This window comes from Bradyrhizobium nivariense (assembly GCF_029846695.2).
GTDB lineage: Bacteria > Pseudomonadota > Alphaproteobacteria > Rhizobiales > Xanthobacteraceae > Bradyrhizobium.
The window spans coordinates 1-20,618 of sequence record NZ_JARWCR020000060.1; the positions used below are offsets into that span (position 1 = coordinate 1).

Genomic DNA, 20,618 nt, shown 5'->3' on the forward strand with positions numbered 1-20,618 from the left:
CGCTCGGCTTGCCTAGACAAAGCGGTTCCATCTTCGCCCATTGGGCGTCATTCAAAACGAATCGGTCCATCCCGAGCTTGAATCACAGCCGAGCTCAAATGAGAATCCTGAATCCCAACAGACCCTAGTCTCGTTTCACATCATCTCGAAGATGGTGCCGAACTGGACCTGGGCGACGTTCGAGCACATGAACAATCCCGGCCGCTGTGACGTGCTCGGATGCGCCGACACGTTCGGTGCCACCCCGCCCTTGATGCCGCCGCACGTGCCGGACAACACCAGCCCACACACCGGTGAGCAGTATCCGAACTGCACCAAGTCCGCCGCGCTGACGGCATTGTTCAAGGATGCGAAGATCGATGCAGCGTTCGCGAATTATTGCCTGAAGGGCAGTCAGACCGACTTTACCGACGCGCAGGGCGTCAAGACGCGGCTCGGCAACTCGGTGACCGAGGCCGGATTCCTCGACACCGCCTCCTGCATCAGCTGCCACGGCAACGCGGCGTTCTCCTTCGTTACCGGAGGCTGGGCGACCAATCGCGTGTTCCTCTTCAACAGCACGCCGATCGCGGCGGTCGGCCCGCCCGATGCCGGCCAGTTCTGGCTCTTCCCTGACAAGGATCCGATGCGGCCACGGGATGCCGCGATCTTCCGTTCGTCGGATTTCGTGTGGTCGATTCCGTTCTGCGCCGTCGATGACACCACCGGCAAGTCAAACTGCGTCACCAAATAGCCGCGGCATGAACGACCGCGTCGTGCTGGCGGCGGGCCGCCAGCTAAAGCCAAAGGAACGGCTCACAGGCGCACCCGACGCCGGAACGCGCATCACGGTGGGGCTCTATCTCAAGGACCCCAGCGAGACGCCGTGCCGGCCGGGTAGCGCGGAAGATTTTGCAGCGCTCGACAAGGTCACCACGCGCGAGGCGCTCACGGAGCTGCGCCGAGCACGGTATGCGGAGGTCGCGCGCGAGGCCGTGCGCTTCGCCGGCCAGCATGGACTGGAGGTCACGGACATCGATTTCGCGAAACGCCGCATCCGACTGACGGGTACTGTCGTCCAGATGGCGGAGGCTTTCGGAACGGAATTCGTTGGTCTGCGCAGTGGCCGGCGCGCCTGCCGCTCTCACCTCGCACCGATCGGGATTCCAAAATCGCTGGCGCCGTGGACACGTGGCGTGCTCGGGCTCGACAACCGGCCGCGAATTCGCCGCCGGCTGCGCGCCTTTGCCGTCAACGCCCCGAGCACTGCGGGAACGGGCATGTGGCCGGCCGACATCGCCCGGCTGTACGGGATCGCCGCCCCGTCCCGTGGTGCCGGCCAGTGCATCGGCATCATCGCGCCCGGCGGCGGCTATCTGCCCGATGATCTCGTCCTTGCCGCGCAGCATACCGGCGCTCCCTTCCCGGCCATCACCGAGATCAGCGTCGATCTCGGGCGCAACAAATTCGGCGGCGGGACGCTCGCCGATCAGGAACTCGCACTCGATCTCCAGGTGGCCGGAGCCGTCGCGCCTGCCGCGCGGCTGGTGGTCTATTTCACCGATAATTCCGAGCAGGGGCTCGCCGACGCCGTGCTCACCGCTGTCCATGACGATACCAACCGCCCCAACGTCATCTCGATCAGCTGGGGCGCTTCCGAACTGGATTGGTCATCGTATCAGCAGGCCACGGACATCTTCAGCGATGCACTCGCCGACGCCATGAGACTGGGCGTCGTGGTGACGGCGGCGACCGGCGACATGCTGGCAACCGACGCGGTCGACGACGATCTCGTGCACGTCAACTTTCCAGCGTCATCGCCTTATGTGCTGGCTTGCGGCGGATCGAGCATCCAGCTTGCGGGAGGCGCGATCTCCTCGGAGGTGGTGTGGAATGACGGCAACCGCGGCACCGGCGGCGGCATCAGCGAGTTGTTCGATATTCCGGAGTACCAGCAGGGCTTGGTCATGCCGGCCTCCTTGAGTACCGGCAAATCCGGCCGCGGCATTCCCGACGTGGCGGCTGCCGCCGCCGAGTTGAACGGTTACCGGATCGTGGTCAACCGGCAGCAGATCCTGCAAGGCGGCACCAGCGCGGTTGCGCCACTTTGGGCTGCCTTCGTTGCTCTCATCAATGCCGAGCGCGGCAGTGCGATCCGCCGGATCCATCCCATCCTTTATGCGGATGCATCCCAGTTCCGCAGCATCGTCACGGGCAACAACAAGATGGGTACGCTCGGTTACGACGCGGGACCCGGCTGGAACGCCTGTGCTGGACTCGGTGCGCCGCTCGGAACAGCAATTCTTGCCAAGGCGACATCGGTCTCGTGAAGCATGATGGCCCGGCCTACGCCTCGGCCTTCGCACCACCGCTTCTGCAAACGACCCGAACACCTCAGAGCCGCCCAGGCTCCACGGCACGGCCTCATCCCGCCGTCGACGTTATAGGGACGGCGGCGGGATTGACACTGAGCGGCGTGTGAGCGGACGGCTACACGATCCCCGCGGCAACCTGGCCGCGCAGGCGTTCGAGCCCGAGCAATGTCTCCGCACAGGCGGCCGCGACCTCGACGCCCTTGATCGCAAAATGCCTGCGGAAGAAATCGTAGTGCACCTCGGTCTCGTGGAATTGCTGCGGCGTCAACACCGCGGAGAACACCGGCACCTCGGTGCGGAGCTGCACGTCCATCAGCGCCTTGATCACGGTGTCGGCGACGAACTCATGGCGGTAGATGCCGCCGTCGACGACGAGGCCGGCCGCGACGATCGCGGTGTAGCGCCGCGTCTTGGCGAGGATCTGTGCATGCAGCGGGATCTCGAACGAGCCCGGCACCTCGAACACGTCGACATGATTGAGATGGCGGACTTCTGCCTCCTTCACGAAGGCGATGCGGGCCTCCTCAACCACGTCGCGGTGCCAGCAGGCCTGCACGAAGGCCACCCGCTGCGGCTTTGCGAAGCGCGGATGGTCGGGCGCCGGATCCTGCGGAACCGGCGATCGGGTTGCTTCAGAAGTTTGGACTTGGGACGTTTCGGCTTGGGGATCTTGCAACATCTGATTCATGGCTTTCCTCAGTTAAGGACCAGAATCAGGGCACACGGAACGACAAACAGCCGCATCCTGCGATGCGTCTGCCACCGACCGTTCTCTTTCATCCGGACTTTAACCGTCGGCTTCGGAGTTGCACCGAATCTGCTGACCCTTTCCCTTGGAAAATCCCTTTCGGGAAAACCTTGGGGAAGGCGCTCGCGGGCTTGGGCCTTTGGGACCCTTACCGCCGGTGGGGACTTTCACCCCGCCCTGAGAACATCGGCCGTCCGGGATGAACGGCCTGAACGGAAATATGACGCCGGTTGGGGGCCGCAGCAAGCCTGTTCCGCACGGGAAAACCGCATGGTCCCATGCCGGGATGGCGGGCGCGGCCCTCGCGCGGCGGAATTAACGATTTACGCGCGGTCCGAGAGTCCGATTCCGGTTTGTTCTTTTCGTTAATAATTGTGGCCGAGATGAGCTGTGGACGAACGAGTCATGGCTTGTGGACGGACTCGGCAGCCAGTTGCGCAGATTCCGCAAATCACATCACTTGATCCGCGACAAGCCCGCGCTGATCCCGAGATCGCGAGAGCGACTCCGAGGAGATCGCAACAGCGACTCCGAGGGATCGCCTTAGCAATATTTAAGGGAGCGCGCGCCGGACCAACCGCGTGCGTATCAAAGACAACAAAAAGGCAAGAGGTCGAGACGGCATGTCCCTGCTCGAAGGCACTATCGATTCCAAAAACCATCCGCTCGCGGTGGTCGAGGATATCGCCGCCAGCAACAACTGGCCGTTTGAACGCTCCGGCGAAGACGAACTCACGATTGTCTCCAAGGGACAATGGACCGACTACCAGATCTCCTTCACCTGGATGGGCGAGATCGAGGCGCTGCATCTGGCCTGCGCGTTCGACATGAAGATTCCGGTTGCGCGGCGATCGGAGGTCCAGCGGCTCGTCGCCGCGGTCAACGAGCAGTTGTGGGTCGGGCACTTCGACCTGTGGACCAACACCGGCATGATCATGCACCGGCAGGCCCTGGTGCTGCCGGGCGGGCTCATCGCCTCCACCGGCCAGTGCGAAGCCATGCTCGCCGGCGCCATCCACGCTTGCGAGCGCTATTTTCCGGCGTTCCAGTTCGTGGTGTGGGCGGGCAAGACCACGACGGAAGCCATGGACGCGGCGATGTTCGATACGGTGGGCGAGGCGTAGGGCGCGCTGCTCTCCACCGCGTGACGAAGGCAGGCTCCCTCCTCGCCGTATCTCGCGATGCTTGTTGCTCTGCCCTCCATCCACTAGAACCCCTCGGGGGTAATGGGTCCCGGCTTTCGCCAGGACGACGGATGCATTGGCAGCAGCGATGGCGAACAGCACTCTCAAGAACATCACCGGTACCATCCTTCTCGCCGGCGCCGGCAAGATGGGCGGTGCGATGCTGACCGGATGGCTGGCGGGCGGGCTCAACCCGCGCCGCGTCGCGGTGATCGATCCGCACATCTCGCCCGAGATCAGTGCGCTTGCCGTGAAGGGCGTTGCACTCAATCCGGATGTGACGACCGGAACGGTCGAGACGCTGGTCGTCGCGGTCAAGCCGCAATACTTCCGCGAAGCCGGCGCCAAGCTGAAGCCATTCGTCTCGGACAAGACCGCGGTGGTGTCGATCATGGCGGGTACCACGATCGCCTCACTTCAGGACGTATGTGGCGGCGCCGTGGTCCGCGCGATGCCGAACACGCCGGCCGCGATCGGCCGCGGCATCACGGTGGCTGTCGCCGCGAACAACGTCAGCGCACAGCAACGCGCAGTGGCCGATGCGCTGCTGCGCGCCACCGGCTCGGTCGAATGGATTGACGATGAGAGCCTGATGGACGCGGTCACCGCCGTGTCCGGCTCGGGTCCCGCCTATGTGTTCCTGCTTGCCGAAGAACTCGCGCGCGCCGGCGTGGAAGCGGGATTACCCGAAGCGCTGGCGACCAGGCTCGCACGCGAGACCGTGGCCGGCTCCGGCGAGCTTCTCCACCAATCGGAGCTGCCGTCGAGCGCGCTGCGCCAGAACGTTACCTCGCCCGGCGGCACCACTGCCGCAGCGCTCGGCGTGCTGATGGGCGAGCCAGGCCTGCGCGATCTGATGATCCGCGCGATCGCGGCGGCGACGCAGCGGTCGAAGGAATTGGCGAAGTAGCCGATCGTCATGGTGAGGAGGCGCGAAGCGCCGTCTCGAACCATGCAAGCCCGGCTCTCGCCTGTGGCCTATCCTTCGAGACGACCGCTGCGCGGTCTCCTCAGGATGAGGGCAGAGCAAGCGGCTCCTACGTCCCCAGCCGCTTGTTGAACATCGCGACATTGACGAGCCCGCGTGCGTGGCGGCCTTCGCCGAGCTTGCGCGTGCCCTCGAAAGCCTCGACCTCAAAACGAATGACGCGGCGTTCGACCGCGACTACTTTTGCGGTGGTCCGCACCGTCGCGCCGACGGGGCTTGCCGCAAGATGACGGATGTCGACCTCGGTGCCGACCGTGACCCAGCCCGGCTGAAGCGCCGCGCGGATCGCATCGCCCGATGTCATCTCCATCTCCAGAATCATCATCGGCGTCGCATAGACCATGGGCATGCCGGGCACGAAATGCCCGACCGTGCGCTCCACCGGTACCACCAGCGTGCGCTCGGCGCTCATGCCGACCTTGATGAAGTCGCGTGCGTCCATAGCTCTTTACCCAGTCGTCCTGGACAAGCGCAGCGAAGCGGAGCGCCGATCCAGGACCCATTACCCCGATTGCTCATCGTCGGCGCAGTCTAAACCACGACCTGCCGTAACAACTGCTCCCTGGGCTAATGGGTCCTGGCTTTCGCCAGGACGACATCTGTGTTTGCCGCACTAGCCGCCGCTACTTCTTCGCAGCCGCCGCGCGCTCCACAAACGTCTTTCCGCCCTTCATCTTATGAGCGAGCGGGGCTTCGTTGATCTGGATGACGACGGCATCGGCATCGACGCCGAGATTCTTCACCAGCGCCTGGGTGATGTCGCGCATCATGCCGGCCTTCTGATCGTCGGTGCGGCCCACGGCCATGCTGACAGTGATCTCGGGCATTTTTCTCTCCCTTGGGGCCGAACACCGGCCATTGACAGTCGCCATCAAACAGGACGTGGATGCCCGGGACAAGCCCGGGCATGGCGGCGTCAGCGAATAGCTAGCCCCAGCTCACGTCATGGCGCGCCAACACCTCGCGCACTTTTGCGACGAGGTCGGCCTCGCTGCACGAGAACTGCGCCGGGCGGCTCTCGCGCCATTCCTGGTTGGAAGCGATCGCGGCCGCCGCCTTCGCGCCCTCGATCAGATCCTTGATCTGCACCTCGCCGCGCGCTTTTTCATCCGAGCCCTGGATGATGACGCAAGGCGCATTGCGGCGATCGGCATATTTGAGCTGGTTGCCCATGTTCTTGGGATTGCCGAGATAAAGCTCGGCACGAATGCCGGCGCTACGCAGACTCGCGACCATCTTCTGATAATCGGCGACGCGGTCGCGGTCGAACACGGTGACGACGACGGGGCCGAATTCGGGCTTTGTGTCGAGCTTGCCGAGCAGCGTCAGCGCGGCCTGAAGCCGCGACACGCCGATGGAGAATCCGGTCGCCGGCACCGGCTCGCCGCGGAAGCGCGAGACGAGACCGTCATAGCGTCCGCCGCCGCCGACCGAGCCGAAGCGGACGGGGCGGCCCTTCTCGTCCTTGGTGTCGAGCAGCAGTTCGACCTCGTAGACGGGGCCGGTGTAGTATTCGAGGCCGCGGACGACGGAGGGATCGAGAATGATTCGATCAGGACCATATCCAGAAGCTCTAACGAGTCGTTCGATTTCCTCGAGTTCTTTGCGGCCTTGCTGTCCGATCTCGCTGTCGCGCAGCCTGATGTCGATCTGAGCAATCTTCTCATCAGCATCATCGACACGCTCAATAACACTCGTCACCAGAGCAATATCAGCGGGCTTCAGTCCGGCCCCCTTGGTGAAGTCGCCGGACTCGTCCTTGCGGCCCTCTCCGAGGAGTTGTTGGACTCCCGAAAGTCCCAGCCGATCGAGCTTGTCGATCGCGCGCATGATCGTGAGCCACTGTCCGTCACCGGCGATGCCGAGTGCGTCGCGAACACCGTCCAACACTTTTCGGTTGTTGACCTTCACCACGTAGGAGCCGCGCGCGATCCCGAGCGCCTCCATCGTGTCCGCCGCCATCATGCAGATCTCGGCATCCGCCGCCGGCGTCGCCGATCCCACAGTATCGGCATCGAACTGCATGAACTGGCGGAAGCGGCCGGGGCCGGGCTTTTCGTTGCGGAAGACGTAGCCGACGCGATAGCTGCGATACGGCAGGACCAGACCGTCGGTCCCGTAGCGCTCGCCGACATAGCGCGCGAGCGGTGCGGTCAAATCGTAGCGCAGCGAGATCCACTGTTCGTCGTCGTCCTGGAACGAGAACACGCCTTCGTTCGGACGGTCCTGGTCGGGCAGGAACTTGCCGAGCGCATCCGTGTATTCCATCGCCGGCGTCTCCACCGGCTCGAACCCGTAGAGCTCGTAGACCGCGCGGATCTTCTCGACCATCTCGCGCGTCGCCCGGATCGCGGCGGGATCGCGATCCTCGAGCCCGCGCGGCAGGCGCGCCTTCAGTTTCTGCGGTTTTTTGGGTTTTTCGGCCATGCGCGGCGTTTACCAGCCGACGCGCGAAGCGGCAACTGCCGGCTTGCGCCCACGGCTGCTCCATCCGCGCCCTCAGCGCGTCCGCATCCGCTTTCGGCAGCGACTTCAGCGTCGGCTTGATGGTTTCGCCGCCGACGATCTTGCCGTTGCGCATGAACATCCAGTCCGAGATGTCGGCCTCAGCGAACTCGACCTTGTCGCCTGCCCGCTTGCCCGGCAGATCGCGCGGCTCGTTGGCGAAGAGGCCGGAATAGGTTCCGTTCGGTAGCTTCTTCACCTCGGCCATCCAGATGTGCTCGCCGCCCCGGCGGGTCGAAAAGCGCACTTTCAGGGAATGCCCGGCCTCCGACGGCTTGGGCGCGTCATACGAGGCCCAGAAGGTGGGAAGCGTGCCACGGGCGCGCGCGATTGCGGTGTTCATCTCCGGATCGGTGGTGCGCACATCGACGATCGGCGAGCGGTCTTCCGCCACGACCTCGTGCGCGGGGCCGATGGTCAAAATGCCGAACACGGAGACGCCGGTAATTGCGGCAGCAACCGCCCATTTGAGGGATTGGGGGAGTTTGGAGGCCATGATCGCGATGTCCGGGATGCTTCGATATGTCGAAGCTTTGTCGCGGGGTCGTACAGGTGCGTTCATGCCGATTGGCGTTCCCCGGATGCTGCGCAACGCAACGCGCTTGCGGCGCGGTGCGCAGCTGATCCGGGGCAATCCGTAGAGATATGGGTCCCGGCTCTGCGTCGCGTCGCTGCGTGCCGCGCCGCGTCCGGGACACGAGATCTCAATCCACCTTGCGGATCCAGTTGTGCGGATCGTTGGTGCGGCCGTACTGGATGTCGACGAGCTGCTTGCGCAGGCCCATGGCGACGGGGCCGGCGGCGCCGCCGCTGATCTCGAAATCGCCGCTCACCGAGCGCACCTTGCCGATCGGCGAGATCACGGCGGCGGTGCCGCAGGCAAACGCTTCCTTGAGCTTGCCGCTTGCCGCGTCCTTGCGCCACTGGTCGAGCGAGTACAGTTCCTCGCGCACGGTCTTGCCGGCATCCCGGGCCAGCGCGATGATGGAGTCGCGGGTGATGCCGGGCAGGATGGTGCCGAGCGGCGGCGTCGACAGCGAGCCGTCCTCGAACACGAAGAACACGTTCATGCCGCCGAGCTCCTCGATGTAGCGGCGTTCGACCGCGTCGAGAAAGACGACCTGATCGCAGCCGTGCTGGATCGCTTCGGCCTGCGCGCGCAGGCTCGCGGCGTAATTGCCGCCGCATTTGACCGCGCCGGTGCCGCCGACCGCGGCGCGCGTGTAATTCTCCGAGACCCAGATCGACACCGGCGCAGGGCCGCCCTTGAAGTACGAGCCGACCGGCGAGGCGATCACCGCAAAAATGTATTCGGACGACGGCTTGACGCCGAGGAAGGTCTCGCTCGCGATCATGAAGGGGCGCAGATAAAGACTGCCCTCGCCGCCCGGCATCCAGGCGCGGTCGATGCGCACGACCTGCTCGACTGCCTCGATGAAGACGTCCTCGGGGATCTGCGCCATCGCCATGCGGTCGGCCGAGTCCTTGAAGCGCCGCGCGTTGGCGTCGGGGCGGAACAGGTTCACGCCGCCGTCGTCGCGCTTGTAGGCCTTGAGGCCTTCAAAAATTTCCTGGGCGTAGTGCAGCACGGCGCCGGCCGGATCGATCTGGAAATTGGCGCGGGCTTCGACGCGCGCCTCGTACCAGCCGCCCTTGGCCTGGTCGTAGCGGACCACCGCCATGTGGTCGGTGAAGACCCGCCCGAAGCCGGGGTCGACCAGCTTGGCGATGCGATCCTTCTCGGGGGTCGGATTGGATGCGGGCTGGATGTCGAATTTCATGCTCATGTCCTTGCCTCCCGCTACCGGTGGCGGCGCTGTTCTGGGCGCCCACCTGCCCTGATTTGGGCCGGCTGGCTTGATTGGTTAATGGCCGGACCGCCGCCAGCCTTGTTACGGCCGGGTTCCGTGGCCAGCATGTCACCGAGGACATGCTTTTGCGGAAGGCGGAAGTCCAGTATGTTTTGCCGAAATGCCGTTCGACAATCGCACGGTAGTTCTGCTCCGGCGGTCGCCGCCTGTCTGGCTCTCTCCGGCCGCCTGCTTCGATGCCCACCCGACGCGAAACGATCTAAAGTTTCGTGCGGATTGATCGTTTTGTAACATTGAAACCAAGATACGTCAATATGCCTGACATAAATTTCGCGACTCCCTCTCAAGACGCTGCCGAGCCTCGGCCGGCTGCAGACGACGGAGGCAATTTGCGCTGGGATATCATCGAACTGCTGTTCTTCGCCTATCGCGATTTCGTCGGCGATCCCGACCAGGAGCTGGAGGCGTTCGGCTTCGGCCGGGCCCACCACCGCGTCATGCACTTCGTCTATCGTTATCCCGGCCTCAAGGTCGCCGACCTCCTCGACGTCCTGCGCATCACCAAGCAATCGCTCGGCCGGGTGCTCAAGCAGCTCCTGGACGAGGGCTATATCGTGCAGAAGACCGGCGACAATGATCGTCGCCAGCGCCTGCTGTTTGCGACACCGAAGGGCGAAGCGCTGGTGCAGAAGCTCGCCGGCCTCCAGACCACGCGGATCACCAAGGCGCTCGCCGAGATGGCGCCGCAGGATGCCGAGACCATCAAGCGCTTCCTGCGCGCGATGATCGACCGCGACGATCCGGACAAGGTGCTGGAAACGATCTTCGCCACCACCGTCAATCAAGACAAGGAGTGACCGTGCCGCTCGCTGCCACGCTCGCCCGCCCGCCGGCACGCCCGGCCGACGATGCCCCGCATCTGCTGCTGGTCGACGACGACCGCCGCATCCGCGATCTGCTGTCGCGCTTTCTCGCCAGCGAAGGCTATCGCGTCTCGACCGCCGCCAGCGCCAGCGACGCGCGCGCGAAGCTCATGGGCCTGCACTTCGACCTCTTGATCCTGGACGTCATGATGCCCGGCGAGACCGGCTTCGATCTCGCCCGTTTCATCCGGACCTCGTCCTCGGTGCCGATCGTGATGCTGACGGCGCGGCATGAAGCGGAAGCGCGCATCGAGGGCCTGCAAATCGGCGCCGATGATTACGTGGCAAAGCCGTTCGAGCCGCGCGAGCTCGCGCTGCGCATCAACAACATCCTCAAGCGCGCCGCGCCGCCGCCGCAGGCCGCAGCAGTCGAGAAGATCGCGTTCGGTCCCTACGTCTACCACCTCGACCGCGGCGAATTGCGCCAGGGCGAAGACGTCATCCACCTCACCGACCGCGAGCGCGAGATGCTGCGGATCCTGTCGGAGACACCGGGCGAGACCGTGCCGCGCAGCGCGCTGACCGGCAATGGCAGCGTCAACGAGCGCGCCGTCGACGTGCAGATCAACCGCCTGCGGCGCAAGATCGAGACCGATCCCGCCAATCCGCTGTTCCTCCAGGCGGTGCGCGGCATCGGCTACCGGCTGGTAGCCTCGCCATAAAGCAGTGAATCGCCACCGATGAGCACGATCGATACCGGGCTGACGCTGTTGAAGAGCGCCGCCGGCCGCGTCTCCGCCGCCAATGGCTGGATGGGCAACGCGTTCAAGGGCTGGATGCCGACCGGCCTTTATGCGCGTGCGCTCCTCATCATGATCGTGCCGATGGTGATCCTGCAGTCGGTCGTCGCCTTCGTGTTCATGGAGCGGCACTGGAACACGGTGACACGTCGCCTGTCGGCCGCGGTGGTGCAGGACATCGCCGCGCTGATCGACGTCTACAAGGGCTATCCTCAGGACAGGGATCGCGACCAGATCCGCCGCATCGCGCAGCAGCGCCTCGGCCTCGTCGTCGATTTCCTCCCGGCCGGCGACATGCCACCGCCGGGACCAAAGCCGTTCTTCTCGCTGCTCGACCAGACGCTGTCGGTGCAGCTCGGCCGCCAGATCGGCCGCTCGTTCTGGATCGACACGGTCGGCCGCTCCAACCTCGTCGAGATCCGGATCCAGCTCGACGACGCCGTAATGCGCGTGTTCGCGCAGCGTAGCGCGGCCTATGCCTCGAACTCGGAGATCTTTTTGTTCTGGATGGTCGGCACATCGTCAATCTTGCTGATCGTCGCGGTGCTGTTCCTGCGCAACCAGATCAAGCCGATCCTGCGGCTTGCCGACGCCGCCGAAAGCTTTGGCAAGGGTCGGGAGGCACCGAATTTCCGCCCCAGAGGCGCCCGCGAGGTGCGGCGCGCGGCGGTCGCCTTTCTCGAAATGAAGTCGCGCATCGAGCGCACGATGGAGCAACGCACCGCGATGCTCGCCGGCGTCAGCCACGATTTGCGCACCATCCTGACCCGCTTCAAGCTCGAGCTGGCGCTGATCGGCGACAACCCCGAATTGGAGGGCATGCGCAAGGACGTCGACGAGATGTCGATGATGCTGGAGGACTACCTCGCCTTTGCCCGCGGCGATTCCGGCGAGCAGTCGCAGCCGACCGACATGGCGCAGGCGCTCGAAGAGCTGCGTAGCGACGCCGAACGCCACGGCCACGCTGCGACCGTTGCCTTCCACGGCCTGCCCGTGGTCACGGTGAAGCCGGCCTCGTTCAAGCGCTGCCTCGCCAACCTCGTCACCAACGCGGCGCGCTACGGCAGGACCATCGCCATCGCCGGCCAGCGCGATCACCGTTATTTGACCGTCACCGTCGACGACGACGGGCCGGGCATTCCCGCCCATTTGCGCGAAGAGGTGTTCAAGCCATTCCTGCGGCTGGACAATGCGCGCAACCAGGACGAGGGTGGGACCGGCTTGGGACTCGCGATCGCCCGCGACATCGCTCGCTCGCATGGCGGCGACATCACGCTCGGCGACAGCCCGATGGGGGGATTAAGGGCGAGCGTGCGGATACCGGTGTAGCTTTTCTTACCTCGCCCCGCTTGCGGGGAGAGGTCGGATCGCTCTTGCGATCCGGGTGAGGGGGTACAGTTACCTCGACGATCGCGCGTGCGGAGAGAGGCCCCTCACCCCAACCCTCTCCCCGTAAGAACGGGGGGAGGGAGCGCACCGGTTTCGCGGCGCTGCCTGCCCTACTTCGGCAGCAGCGCCTTCAGCTTGTCGACGTCGCGGACGTTCATCTTGAAGCCGCCGGGCATCACGATGTCGCCGGGCTTCTGGTCGGCCTTGCAGGCCCCTAACCACTTGGCTTCGAGCGTCATGGTGGAATCGCGGCCTGCCGCGCCGGCGGCACCGCCTTGCGCGTGCGACGACGTCTTCACCGTGTAGGCCGAGTTGAAATCGCCCGTGATCTCCGCATGCGAGGTCGTGCTGATGCCGGCGACGTTGCACTCGGAATCGCTGACATAGCCGGTTGCCGTCTTCTTGATGTCCTGCTTGGCGCAGAGCTGCTTGGCCATCGGGGAGACGTTGTTGTTCATCTCCTTGTCGACGGTCTCGTCGGTGCAGTGCTGCATGGTCATTTCCGGCATCGCCGAGCCGCTCCTGACCATCTTCAATTCCCACAGGCCGGCCTTGCGCACCGGCAGATCGTCGGCGCTGGCGCTGCCTGCCGACAAGACGAGGCAAAGGGCCGAGCCGAGCAAAGCGAGCTTGCGCGTCATGTGGGAAGCTCCCGGCTGAGAGATCGCGGCGTTACGAAAACGCCTCAGTAGAGCGTGCGGATCGGCTGGTCGGCGGCGCCATAGGGCACCCAGCGGCAGGAGAACGAGATGTAGCCGCCCTCATAGGCCTGCACCGCCAGGAATTTCACGACCTTGCCGTAGCGCGCGCAGTGATCGACCGCGACCTGCCGCGCATCGACCTGGGTTGCCATCGAATAGGCGATGATGCCGCCGGTGTCGTTGCCCTTGAACGGAGGCACCGGAAGGAGATCGGCGCGCGCCGACTGGCTCGCCATCATACCCAAGGCAAGTAGGCCCGCGGCCGCAATGATTCGCATTCCCGTCACTCCGATTGGTTGGCGGCAGTTTACGGTGCCGGCGCGGCGGTGGAAAGAACGGAAGGCCGGCTGCAGCGACGTTGCGGTCAACTCGTCGGCAAGTGTTGCCGTGCTGCACTTGACCTCCCCCGGCCTTCGCGGCACCGTCCGTCCCTCGCAGATCATGCTGTCTGGATTGCCCATGCGCGCCTCGACCTTCCTGAAATCGCTCCGCTTTGCCGCCGTGCTCGGCCTCCTGTTCGGGGCGCTGTCGCTCGGTGAGGCCAGGGCCGCCAATCCGCTGGAGCTGAACTTCTGGCTGAGCGGGCCGCGCTATGACGGCAACGTCTCCGAATGCGACAGGGCGCTGCCGACGATCGCCACCCAGTTCTGGGAGAAGGAAAGCTCGTTCTGGAATTCCTCGTTGAAGATCACCGGCTTCACCGCCGTTCACGAGACCGCGTTCCGGCCTTGGGCATCCGACAACATTCCGCGCCGCTTTTGCTCCGGCGAGGCCATGCTCACGGACGGCAAGATGCGCAAGGTGCACTTCTCGATCGTCGAGGATGGTGGTTTCGCCGGTTACGGCCAGGGCGTCGAATGGTGCGTGGTCGGGCTCGACCGCAACTGGGCCTACAATCCGTCCTGCCGCGCCGCCAAGCCCTAAACTCACAAGCCCTAAACTCAACAGGCCCCGATTCGGACCGATCAGGCGGCCCAACGATGGCCCGCCCGAAATTTGTTCTTGAAATGTTCCTATCGCCTGCTAGGCTTGTTGCACAGTCTAGTTGAGGGGCGTCGCCATGTTTCATTCCAGATTGCATTCGTTTTCCCGCCTGATGATCTCGCTGACGCTTGCGGCCGGGCTGGCTGCGCTGGCCGGCGGCGCGAAGGCCCAGGACAAGCGGCAGAACGCGCCCGGCGAATTCGATTTTTATGTGCTGTCGCTGTCGTGGTCGCCCTCCTTCTGCGAGGAGGCGGCGGAGCGCGGCGGGCGTTCGCAGACCCAGTGCAGCGGACGGCCCTACGCTTTCGTGGTGCATGGTCTGTGGCCGCAATATGAGAACGGTTTTCCGGAATATTGCCAGCGGCCGTCGCCGCGGCTGAACCGCAGCATCGTCTCCTCGATGCTCGATCTGATGCCCGCGCCGGGGCTGATCTTCAACGAGTGGGACAAGCACGGCACCTGCTCGGGGCTCGCCGACCGCAGCTATTTCGAGACGATCCGGAAGGCGCGCGCCGCGATCAAGATTCCGGCCGAATATCTCGATTTGTCGCAGGCCAAGACCGTGGCGCCGGCGGAGGTGGAGGAGGCCTTCATCAAGGCCAATCCGGGCCTCAGCAATGCCGCGGTCTCGATCACCTGCAACCGGACGCGGCTGTCCGAAGTCCGCATCTGCCTCAGCAAGGACCTGCAATTCCGCGCTTGTGAGGAGATCGACCGCCGCGCCTGCCGCCGCGACCAGGTGACGATGCCGCCGATCAGGGGTGGTTAGACCGAGTCCCCAGATCGTCATTCCGGGGCGCGCGACTTGTCCGCCGAAGCTCGAAGAGCGAAGGCGGAAGCGCGCACTATGATGCGCAATTGCGCATCCGAGAATCCATTTGTCCGCATTGTTGGTGGCGAAATGGATTCCGGGTTGGGTCCTGGCGCACCGCCCCGGAATGACGGCAGTTACTTTCATCGCGCGATGTCGTAACTCTGTCCCATGAACTACCGCCACGCCTTCCATGCCGGCAACTTCGCCGATGTCATCAAGCACATCGTGCTGGCGCGCATCATCACCTATCTTCAGGACAAGCCAGGGGCGTTCCGCGTCATCGACACCCATGCCGGCGCAGGCCTCTACGATCTCGAAAGCGACGAGGCGCGCCGCGGCGGCGAGTGGCTGACGGGCATTGCGCGGCTGATGCAGGCGCGGCTGTCGAACGAGGCCATGGCGCTGACCAAGCCCTATGTCGATATCGTCCGCGCCTTCAATCCGAAGGGCGAGCTCAAGGCCTATCCGGGCTCGCCGCTGATCGCACGCGGCCTGCTCAGGCCGCAGGACCGCCTCGTGGTCTGCGAGCTCGAGCCGAAGGCGCGCAAGGCGCTGATCGGCGTGCTGCGCCGCGACGAACAGGCCCGCGTGGTCGATCTCGACGGCTGGGTGGCGCTGCCGGCCTTCGTGCCGCCGAAGGAACGGCGCGGCCTCGTGCTGATCGACCCGCCATTCGAGGCAAAGGACGAGTTCGACAAGCTGGGCGAGGCCTTCTCGGCGGCTTTCGCGAAATGGCCGACCGGTATCTATGTAATCTGGTATCCCGCCAAGAGCCGGCGCGCCACCGACGCGCTGGTGCAATCAGTGGCGCGGCTCGCAGCCGCAGCAAAGCCGCCGGGAAAATGCCTGCGCCTCGAATTCAGCGTGGCGCCGCAAGCCGACGGCGCTGCCCTCACCTCCAGCGGGCTCTTGATCGTCAATCCCCCTTACACGCTGCACGGCGAGCTCAAGACGATCCTGCCCGAGCTGGAAATGCCGCTCGGCCAGGGCGGCGCTGCCAGATTCCGATTAGAGGTGCCGAGGCCGTAACACTCCGGCATTCTTGGGAAAAATATGCAGGAGCCGTAGTCAATCTGCGAAGAACCGTATTATGCTGTTTCCGTGACTGGCTTTACGTTCCGCTTCCGCGAATGGTTGCGGCGGAGTGAAGGCCTAAGAAAGATCCAGTCGGACCGAATGGTCTGCCCAAGGATGGCCAGCTCCCGGGCTTCGTAAGGCCCGGTCATGTCGTGACGTGCGTCTGCGTCGCGACGGAGGAGCAATGAGGGGGAGTTTCCCGATGGCCATGACGGGAACGGTCAAGTTTTTCAACGGCGAGCGCGGCTACGGATTCATCAAACCGGACGACGGGGGCCGCGACGTCTTCGTGCATATTACTGCTGTGGAGCGGGCCGGACTGAAGGACCTTGCCGAAGGACAGCGTATTACTTTCGAAGTCGAACCGGACAAGAAGGGGAAGGGGCCGAAGGCGGTCAATTTGGTCATCCTTTCCTAGCGAGCCTGGCATAAAAAAATCCCGGCCGCAAAGCGGCCGGGAGGTTGGTCCGGTATTTTCTTCTTTAGCTATCAGAAGTGATAGTTCACGCCTGCGCGCACAACGCTGGCGCTATAGCCGTTTGACACGCCTGTAATCGCGAACTGACTCGTCGACAGATCGATGTAGAGATATTCGAGCTTGGCGCTCCAGTTCGGCGCGAAGCCGACTTCCGCGCCGGCACCGATGGTCCAGCCAGCGCTGGTGTGCGACTCCGTCCAGCCGAACGTCTGCGCGCGCAGCTCGCCGAAGGCGAGGCCCGCCGTGCCGTAGAACAGCACGTTGCTGAAGGCGTAGCCGGCGCGGCCGCGCAGGGTGCCGAACCACGGATTGGAGAACTTCCACGGCGCGAAGGTGTCGTCGGCACCGGCGGCCTGGATGTCGCCCTCGACGCCGAACACCCACGGGCCGTTCTGGAAATTGTAGCCGGCCTGAACGCCGCCGACGAAGCCGGACGGCTTCGCGGGATTATTGTTCACCGAGCCCCATTCGTAGCCGAGATTGGCACCGAGATACGGGCCCGCCCAGCTATAGCCGTTGAGCGGCTGATTGACCGTGTAGGGCGCGCGCTGCCCGTAATTGAGGTCGGCCGCCTCTGCCGAAGCCGTCCAGCCGGCTGCAACCAACGCGGCTGCGCCCACAACGAGCCTCTTCATCACACACTCCAACGCAACTGCCGTCACCGGGGGCGATGCCTGCGCCGCCGCGCGAAGCAAAACCGCATGGTTACGGAACCAAGACTTTTTCGCGTAAGATTTATCGAGAGTTTTAAGTTAAAGGCCTGTTAAGTCGGGTTACCGCGCTGTTAACAAGCTTAAGCAAGCGTTACCGGGAACTGCGCCACCATCCTGTGCGCGTGCCGCACGGCCGGAACTTCAAATCAGCACCCCCAGCGCCTAAATTCGCACCATGGTTCACGATTCCACTGACGACCCGGACGACGCGCGCGCGCGCAAACCCGTGCGCGGCAACGCGCCGGACGCCCCGCCCCAGGACACGGAAATGGCGCCGCCGGATCTCGATCCCGCAACCGCAAGCGGTGACGACGAGGACGACGCACGGCTGCCGGATATCCTGGAAGAGAGCGGCACGGTCGGCGAAGAGCCGCTGGCGACCGGCCATGAGGCGATCGAGCGCGCGGTCCGCCTCGCCCCCACCTCGCCCGGCGTCTACCGCATGCTCAATGCGAATGCCGACGTGCTCTATGTCGGCAAGGCCAAGAACGTCAAAAAGCGCCTGTCGAACTATGCGCGCCAGAGTGCGCCGCAGCCGGCGCGCATCCTGCGCATGATCGCCGCCACCGTTACCGTGGAGATCGTCTCGACCAACACCGAGACCGAAGCGCTGCTGCTGGAAGCCAACCTCATCAAGCAGCTTCGGCCCCGCTTCAACGTGCAGCTGCGCGACGACAAGTCGTTTCCCTATATCCTGATCACCGGCGACCATTGGGCGCCGCAGATCCTGAAGCATCGCGGCGCGCAGACCCGGCCCGGGCGCTATTTCGGTCCGTTCGCCTCCGCCGGCGCCGTCAACCGCACCATCACCGCCTTGCAGCGCGCGTTCCTGGTCCGCTCCTGCACGGATTCCTTCTTCGAGAGCCGCAGCAGGCCCTGCCTGCTCTACCAGATCCGCCGTTGCGCCGGCCCCTGCACCCGCGAGATCGACTTCCCCGGCTATACGACACTGGTGCGCGAAGCGACCGACTTCCTCTCCGGCAAGAGCCAGGCGGTGAAGCAGGAGCTCGCTGGCGAGATGGAAAAGGCTTCCGGCGAGCTCGAATTCGAAACCGCGGCGCTCTACCGCGACCGCCTCGCTGCGCTCTCTGCGATCCAGTCGCAGCAGGGCATCAATCCGCGCACGGTGGAAGAAGCCGACGTGTTCGCCATCCACCAGGAGGGCGGCTTTTCCTGCGTCGAGGTGTTCTTCTTCCGCACCGGACAGAACTGGGGCAACCGCGCCTATTTTCCGCGCGCGGAGAAGACCTTTACGCCGGAGGAAGTGCTCGGCTCCTTCCTCGCCCAGTTCTACGACGACAAGCCGCCGCCGAGGAATATCCTGCTCTCGCACGAGATCGAGGAGAGCGAGCTGCTCGCCGACGCGCTGGCGATCAAGGCCGGCCGCAAGGTCGAGGTTTCCACGCCGAAGCGCGGCGAGAAGAAGGAGCTCGTCGCCCACGCGCTCACCAATGCGCGCGAGGCGCTGGGCCGCAAGCTCGCGGACACCGCGACACAGAGCCGCCTGCTGGACGCCATGGCCACGACGCTGAGCCTGCCGCATTCGCCGAAGCGGATCGAGGTCTACGACAACAGCCACATCCAGGGCACCAACGCAGTCGGCGCCATGATCGTCGCCGGCCCGGACGGCTTTGTGAAGAACCAGTACCGCAAGTTCAACATCAAGTCGGAAGGACTCACGCCTGGCGACGACTACGCCATGATGCGCGAGGTGCTCGAGCGCCGCTTCAAGCGCCTGATCAATCCGCCCGAAGAAGGGGCCGCCAAGGCCAAGGACGACGATTTCCCGCAATGGCCCGATCTCGTGATCATCGACGGCGGCCGCGGCCAGCTCAACGCCGTCCGGGAAATCTTTGCAAATCTCGGCCTGACCCAGGTGGCGCTGATGTCGGTGGCCAAGGGGCCGGACCGGGATGCCGGCCGCGAGACCCTGTTCATGCCGGAGCGCGAGGCGATCAAGCTGGAGCCGCGCGACCCCGTGCTCTATTTCATCCAGCGGCTGCGGGACGAGGCGCACCGCTTCGTCATCGGTTCGCACCGCAAGCTGCGCAAGAAGGACATCCGCGAGGCCGGCTTGCAGGAGATTCCGGGCATCGGTCCGTCACGCAAACGTGCCTTGCTGCACCATTTCGGAACCCTGAAGGAGATCGAGAGGGCCTCGATCGGCGATCTCGGCAAGGTTCCGGGGGTGAGCGCCGAGAGCGCCCGCAGGATTTTCGAGTATTTCCATCCCCAGCCGGGGTGAACTAAAGGGGGGCCGCGGTCATATGGTCGTCGTATCCCGCACCCCATTTGGGGAGCGGAACGGTTGACCTTCAGGCTGCAGCGGTATTGGTAGGACGAATGAACATCGCCACGACACGAGGGACGACCAGCCGCGCGATGTCCCTCCCGAACATCCTGACCTACGGCCGGATCGCCGCGATTCCGGTCGTGGTCGGGTGCATCTATGCGCAGTCGATCATGGACGGTCCGCTTTGGCTGCGCTGGGTTGCGGTCGCCGTCTTCATCGCCGCTGCGGTCACCGACTACCTCGACGGTTATTACGCGCGGATCTGGAATCAGCAATCGGCATTCGGCCGGATGCTCGATCCGATCGCCGACAAGCTGCTGGTCGCCTCGTGTCTCCTCATGCTGGCCGCCGACGGCATCATCCACGGCTGGTCGCTGTGGGCCGCCATCGTGATCCTGTGCCGCGAGATCCTGGTCTCGGGCCTGCGCGAATATCTCGCCGCGCTGCGCGTCAGCGTGCCCGTGACCAAGCTTGCGAAGTGGAAGACGACCGTTCAGCTCATCGCCATCGGCTTCCTGCTGGCGGGTCCGGCCGGCGATGAGGTGGTGCCCATGGTCTCGATGATCGGACTGGTCCTGCTCTGGGCCTCGGCGATCCTCACCATGTACACCGGCTACGACTATTTCGGCGCCGGCATCCATCACCTCATCAAGGAGGATGAGGGATGAAGGTGAAGTATTTCGCCTGGGTGCGCGAGCGCGTCGGCAAGGCCGAGGAAACGATCGAGCCGCCCGCGACCGTGCGCACCGTGGAAGAGCTGATCGCCTGGCTGTCCGGCCAAAGCGAAGCCTACGCCTACGCCTTCGAGAAGCCGAAGGTGATCCGCGCCGCGATCGACCATGCCCACGTCAAGCCGGACGCCATGATTGCAGGCGCCCGCGAGATCGCGTTCTTCCCGCCGATGACCGGCGGCTAG

At 64.6% G+C, this 20,618-nt stretch carries 23 protein-coding genes, 1 pseudogene and 1 riboswitch; of the genes and pseudogenes, 15 read left to right on the forward strand and 9 right to left on the reverse strand.

Annotation, left to right across the window (positions count from 1 at the left end; all coding sequences use genetic code 11):
* Positions 1–151: 151 nt before the first annotated feature.
* On the forward strand, positions 152–733 hold the full coding sequence (locus tag QCM77_RS34180) for a hypothetical protein (RefSeq protein ID WP_280095910.1): 582 nt from the start codon (positions 152–154) through the stop codon (positions 731–733).
* 7 nt (positions 734–740) lie between these two features.
* Positions 741–2,309, forward strand: coding sequence for a S53 family peptidase (locus QCM77_RS34185; protein WP_280095911.1), 1,569 nt, complete (start codon positions 741–743; stop codon positions 2,307–2,309).
* Positions 2,310–2,469: 160 nt separating this feature from the next.
* Here the strand turns inward: QCM77_RS34185 and QCM77_RS34190 are convergent, their stop codons facing one another.
* A complete protein-coding gene (locus QCM77_RS34190) occupies positions 2,470–3,042 on the reverse strand; it encodes a 6,7-dimethyl-8-ribityllumazine synthase (protein ID WP_279668741.1) in 573 nt (190 codons plus the stop codon).
* A gap of 76 nt (positions 3,043–3,118) precedes the next feature.
* Positions 3,119–3,291, reverse strand: a riboswitch (FMN riboswitch).
* Positions 3,292–3,725: 434 nt separating this feature from the next.
* On the opposite strand from QCM77_RS34190, the gene QCM77_RS34195 reads away from it, so the two are divergent.
* A complete protein-coding gene (locus tag QCM77_RS34195) occupies positions 3,726–4,226 on the forward strand; it encodes a type III secretion system chaperone family protein (protein ID WP_279668742.1) in 501 nt (166 codons plus the stop codon).
* 148 nt (positions 4,227–4,374) lie between these two features.
* The gene (gene proC / locus QCM77_RS34200; protein ID WP_279693092.1) at positions 4,375–5,196 is read left to right on the forward strand and encodes a pyrroline-5-carboxylate reductase; all 822 of its coding nucleotides are present in this window, start codon (positions 4,375–4,377) and stop codon (positions 5,194–5,196) included.
* A gap of 127 nt (positions 5,197–5,323) precedes the next feature.
* Here the strand turns inward: proC and QCM77_RS34205 are convergent, their stop codons facing one another.
* The 4 genes and pseudogenes from QCM77_RS34205 to QCM77_RS34220 form a co-directional block, all read right to left on the reverse strand.
* Positions 5,324–5,716, reverse strand: a complete 393-nt coding sequence (locus QCM77_RS34205; RefSeq protein ID WP_279668744.1) for a thioesterase family protein — start codon at positions 5,714–5,716, stop codon at positions 5,324–5,326.
* 181 nt (positions 5,717–5,897) lie between these two features.
* On the reverse strand, positions 5,898–6,146 hold the full coding sequence (locus QCM77_RS34210) for a tautomerase family protein (RefSeq protein ID WP_279668745.1): 249 nt from the start codon (positions 6,144–6,146) through the stop codon (positions 5,898–5,900).
* A 55-nt stretch (positions 6,147–6,201) separates the two neighbouring features.
* Positions 6,202–7,701: a histidine--tRNA ligase gene (gene hisS, locus QCM77_RS34215; protein ID WP_279668746.1), complete on the reverse strand. Its 1,500-nt coding sequence runs from the start codon at positions 7,699–7,701 to the stop codon at positions 6,202–6,204.
* A gap of 52 nt (positions 7,702–7,753) precedes the next feature.
* Positions 7,754–8,200, reverse strand: a pseudogene (locus tag QCM77_RS34220) (YegJ family protein); the annotation flags it as partial.
* Here QCM77_RS34220 and QCM77_RS34225 point away from each other — a divergent pair.
* A complete protein-coding gene (locus QCM77_RS34225) occupies positions 8,091–8,420 on the forward strand; it encodes a hypothetical protein (RefSeq protein WP_280095940.1) in 330 nt (109 codons plus the stop codon). The pseudogene QCM77_RS34220 and the gene QCM77_RS34225 sit on opposite strands and share 110 nt — an antisense overlap.
* 63 nt (positions 8,421–8,483) lie before the next feature.
* On the opposite strand, the gene QCM77_RS34230 is transcribed toward QCM77_RS34225, so the two are convergent.
* Positions 8,484–9,566: a branched-chain amino acid aminotransferase gene (locus QCM77_RS34230; protein WP_280095912.1), complete on the reverse strand. Its 1,083-nt coding sequence runs from the start codon at positions 9,564–9,566 to the stop codon at positions 8,484–8,486.
* Between the two features lie 338 nt (positions 9,567–9,904).
* Between QCM77_RS34230 and QCM77_RS34235 the strand changes: the two genes are divergently transcribed.
* The 3 genes from QCM77_RS34235 to QCM77_RS34245 are packed head-to-tail and all read left to right on the forward strand — an operon-like array spanning position 9,905 to position 12,582.
* Positions 9,905–10,447, forward strand: coding sequence for a MarR family winged helix-turn-helix transcriptional regulator (locus tag QCM77_RS34235; protein WP_280095913.1), 543 nt, complete (start codon positions 9,905–9,907; stop codon positions 10,445–10,447).
* The gene (locus QCM77_RS34240) at positions 10,444–11,175 is read left to right on the forward strand and encodes a response regulator (RefSeq protein ID WP_279668751.1); all 732 of its coding nucleotides are present in this window, start codon (positions 10,444–10,446) and stop codon (positions 11,173–11,175) included. The genes QCM77_RS34235 and QCM77_RS34240 overlap by 4 nt, the downstream gene beginning before the upstream one ends.
* Positions 11,176–11,193: 18 nt before the next feature.
* Positions 11,194–12,582, forward strand: coding sequence for an ATP-binding protein (locus QCM77_RS34245; RefSeq protein ID WP_279668752.1), 1,389 nt, complete (start codon positions 11,194–11,196; stop codon positions 12,580–12,582).
* A gap of 170 nt (positions 12,583–12,752) precedes the next feature.
* On the opposite strand, the gene QCM77_RS34250 is transcribed toward QCM77_RS34245, so the two are convergent.
* Both QCM77_RS34250 and QCM77_RS34255 read right to left on the reverse strand, forming a co-directional pair.
* The gene (locus tag QCM77_RS34250) at positions 12,753–13,283 is read right to left on the reverse strand and encodes a DUF3617 domain-containing protein (RefSeq protein ID WP_280095914.1); all 531 of its coding nucleotides are present in this window, start codon (positions 13,281–13,283) and stop codon (positions 12,753–12,755) included.
* Positions 13,284–13,327: 44 nt separating this feature from the next.
* Positions 13,328–13,621, reverse strand: a complete 294-nt coding sequence (locus QCM77_RS34255) for a hypothetical protein (RefSeq protein WP_211396669.1) — start codon at positions 13,619–13,621, stop codon at positions 13,328–13,330.
* Between the two features lie 181 nt (positions 13,622–13,802).
* On the opposite strand from QCM77_RS34255, the gene QCM77_RS34260 reads away from it, so the two are divergent.
* The 4 genes from QCM77_RS34260 (at position 13,803) to QCM77_RS34275 (ending at position 16,636) form a co-directional block, all read left to right on the forward strand.
* Positions 13,803–14,267, forward strand: a complete 465-nt coding sequence (locus QCM77_RS34260) for a hypothetical protein (protein WP_280095939.1) — start codon at positions 13,803–13,805, stop codon at positions 14,265–14,267.
* 136 nt (positions 14,268–14,403) lie between these two features.
* A complete protein-coding gene (locus tag QCM77_RS34265) occupies positions 14,404–15,096 on the forward strand; it encodes a ribonuclease T2 family protein (protein ID WP_280095915.1) in 693 nt (230 codons plus the stop codon).
* A gap of 213 nt (positions 15,097–15,309) precedes the next feature.
* On the forward strand, positions 15,310–16,170 hold the full coding sequence (locus QCM77_RS34270; RefSeq protein ID WP_279690077.1) for a 23S rRNA (adenine(2030)-N(6))-methyltransferase RlmJ: 861 nt from the start codon (positions 15,310–15,312) through the stop codon (positions 16,168–16,170).
* A gap of 250 nt (positions 16,171–16,420) precedes the next feature.
* A complete protein-coding gene (locus tag QCM77_RS34275) occupies positions 16,421–16,636 on the forward strand; it encodes a cold-shock protein (protein ID WP_008544396.1) in 216 nt (71 codons plus the stop codon).
* A gap of 71 nt (positions 16,637–16,707) precedes the next feature.
* Here the strand turns inward: QCM77_RS34275 and QCM77_RS34280 are convergent, their stop codons facing one another.
* Positions 16,708–17,331, reverse strand: a complete 624-nt coding sequence (locus QCM77_RS34280; protein ID WP_279668567.1) for an outer membrane protein — start codon at positions 17,329–17,331, stop codon at positions 16,708–16,710.
* A gap of 253 nt (positions 17,332–17,584) precedes the next feature.
* On the opposite strand from QCM77_RS34280, the gene uvrC reads away from it, so the two are divergent.
* The 3 genes from uvrC (at position 17,585) to moaD (ending at position 20,618) form a co-directional block, all read left to right on the forward strand.
* Positions 17,585–19,654 carry an excinuclease ABC subunit UvrC gene (uvrC, locus tag QCM77_RS34285; protein ID WP_279668568.1) on the forward strand — a complete coding sequence of 690 codons (2,070 nt, stop codon included), beginning with the start codon at positions 17,585–17,587 and terminating at the stop codon, positions 19,652–19,654.
* Between the two features lie 98 nt (positions 19,655–19,752).
* Entirely contained in the window at positions 19,753–20,370 is a 618-nt protein-coding gene (pgsA, locus tag QCM77_RS34290) for a CDP-diacylglycerol--glycerol-3-phosphate 3-phosphatidyltransferase (protein ID WP_280095916.1), read from the forward strand.
* Positions 20,367–20,618: a molybdopterin converting factor subunit 1 gene (moaD, locus tag QCM77_RS34295; RefSeq protein WP_279668570.1), complete on the forward strand. Its 252-nt coding sequence runs from the start codon at positions 20,367–20,369 to the stop codon at positions 20,616–20,618. The genes pgsA and moaD overlap by 4 nt, the downstream gene beginning before the upstream one ends.

Coding starts and splice junctions, on each gene's coding strand:
- QCM77_RS34180 (WP_280095910.1), top strand. CDS start 152: ATGGTGCCGAACTGGACCTGGGCGACGTTCGAGCACATGAACAATCCC.
- QCM77_RS34185 (WP_280095911.1), top strand. CDS start 741: ATGAACGACCGCGTCGTGCTGGCGGCGGGCCGCCAGCTAAAGCCAAAG.
- QCM77_RS34190 (WP_279668741.1), bottom strand. CDS start 3,042: ATGAATCAGATGTTGCAAGATCCCCAAGCCGAAACGTCCCAAGTCCAA.
- QCM77_RS34195 (WP_279668742.1), top strand. CDS start 3,726: ATGTCCCTGCTCGAAGGCACTATCGATTCCAAAAACCATCCGCTCGCG.
- proC (WP_279693092.1), top strand. CDS start 4,375: ATGGCGAACAGCACTCTCAAGAACATCACCGGTACCATCCTTCTCGCC.
- QCM77_RS34205 (WP_279668744.1), bottom strand. CDS start 5,716: ATGGACGCACGCGACTTCATCAAGGTCGGCATGAGCGCCGAGCGCACG.
- QCM77_RS34210 (WP_279668745.1), bottom strand. CDS start 6,146: ATGGCGACTGTCAATGGCCGGTGTTCGGCCCCAAGGGAGAGAAAAATG.
- hisS (WP_279668746.1), bottom strand. CDS start 7,701: ATGGCCGAAAAACCCAAAAAACCGCAGAAACTGAAGGCGCGCCTGCCG.
- QCM77_RS34230 (WP_280095912.1), bottom strand. CDS start 9,566: ATGAGCATGAAATTCGACATCCAGCCCGCATCCAATCCGACCCCCGAG.
- QCM77_RS34235 (WP_280095913.1), top strand. CDS start 9,905: ATGCCTGACATAAATTTCGCGACTCCCTCTCAAGACGCTGCCGAGCCT.
- QCM77_RS34245 (WP_279668752.1), top strand. CDS start 11,194: ATGAGCACGATCGATACCGGGCTGACGCTGTTGAAGAGCGCCGCCGGC.
- QCM77_RS34250 (WP_280095914.1), bottom strand. CDS start 13,283: ATGACGCGCAAGCTCGCTTTGCTCGGCTCGGCCCTTTGCCTCGTCTTG.
- QCM77_RS34255 (WP_211396669.1), bottom strand. CDS start 13,621: ATGCGAATCATTGCGGCCGCGGGCCTACTTGCCTTGGGTATGATGGCG.
- QCM77_RS34260 (WP_280095939.1), top strand. CDS start 13,803: ATGCGCGCCTCGACCTTCCTGAAATCGCTCCGCTTTGCCGCCGTGCTC.
- QCM77_RS34265 (WP_280095915.1), top strand. CDS start 14,404: ATGTTTCATTCCAGATTGCATTCGTTTTCCCGCCTGATGATCTCGCTG.
- QCM77_RS34270 (WP_279690077.1), top strand. CDS start 15,310: ATGAACTACCGCCACGCCTTCCATGCCGGCAACTTCGCCGATGTCATC.
- QCM77_RS34275 (WP_008544396.1), top strand. CDS start 16,421: ATGGCCATGACGGGAACGGTCAAGTTTTTCAACGGCGAGCGCGGCTAC.
- QCM77_RS34280 (WP_279668567.1), bottom strand. CDS start 17,331: ATGAAGAGGCTCGTTGTGGGCGCAGCCGCGTTGGTTGCAGCCGGCTGG.
- uvrC (WP_279668568.1), top strand. CDS start 17,585: ATGGTTCACGATTCCACTGACGACCCGGACGACGCGCGCGCGCGCAAA.
- pgsA (WP_280095916.1), top strand. CDS start 19,753: ATGAACATCGCCACGACACGAGGGACGACCAGCCGCGCGATGTCCCTC.
- moaD (WP_279668570.1), top strand. CDS start 20,367: ATGAAGGTGAAGTATTTCGCCTGGGTGCGCGAGCGCGTCGGCAAGGCC.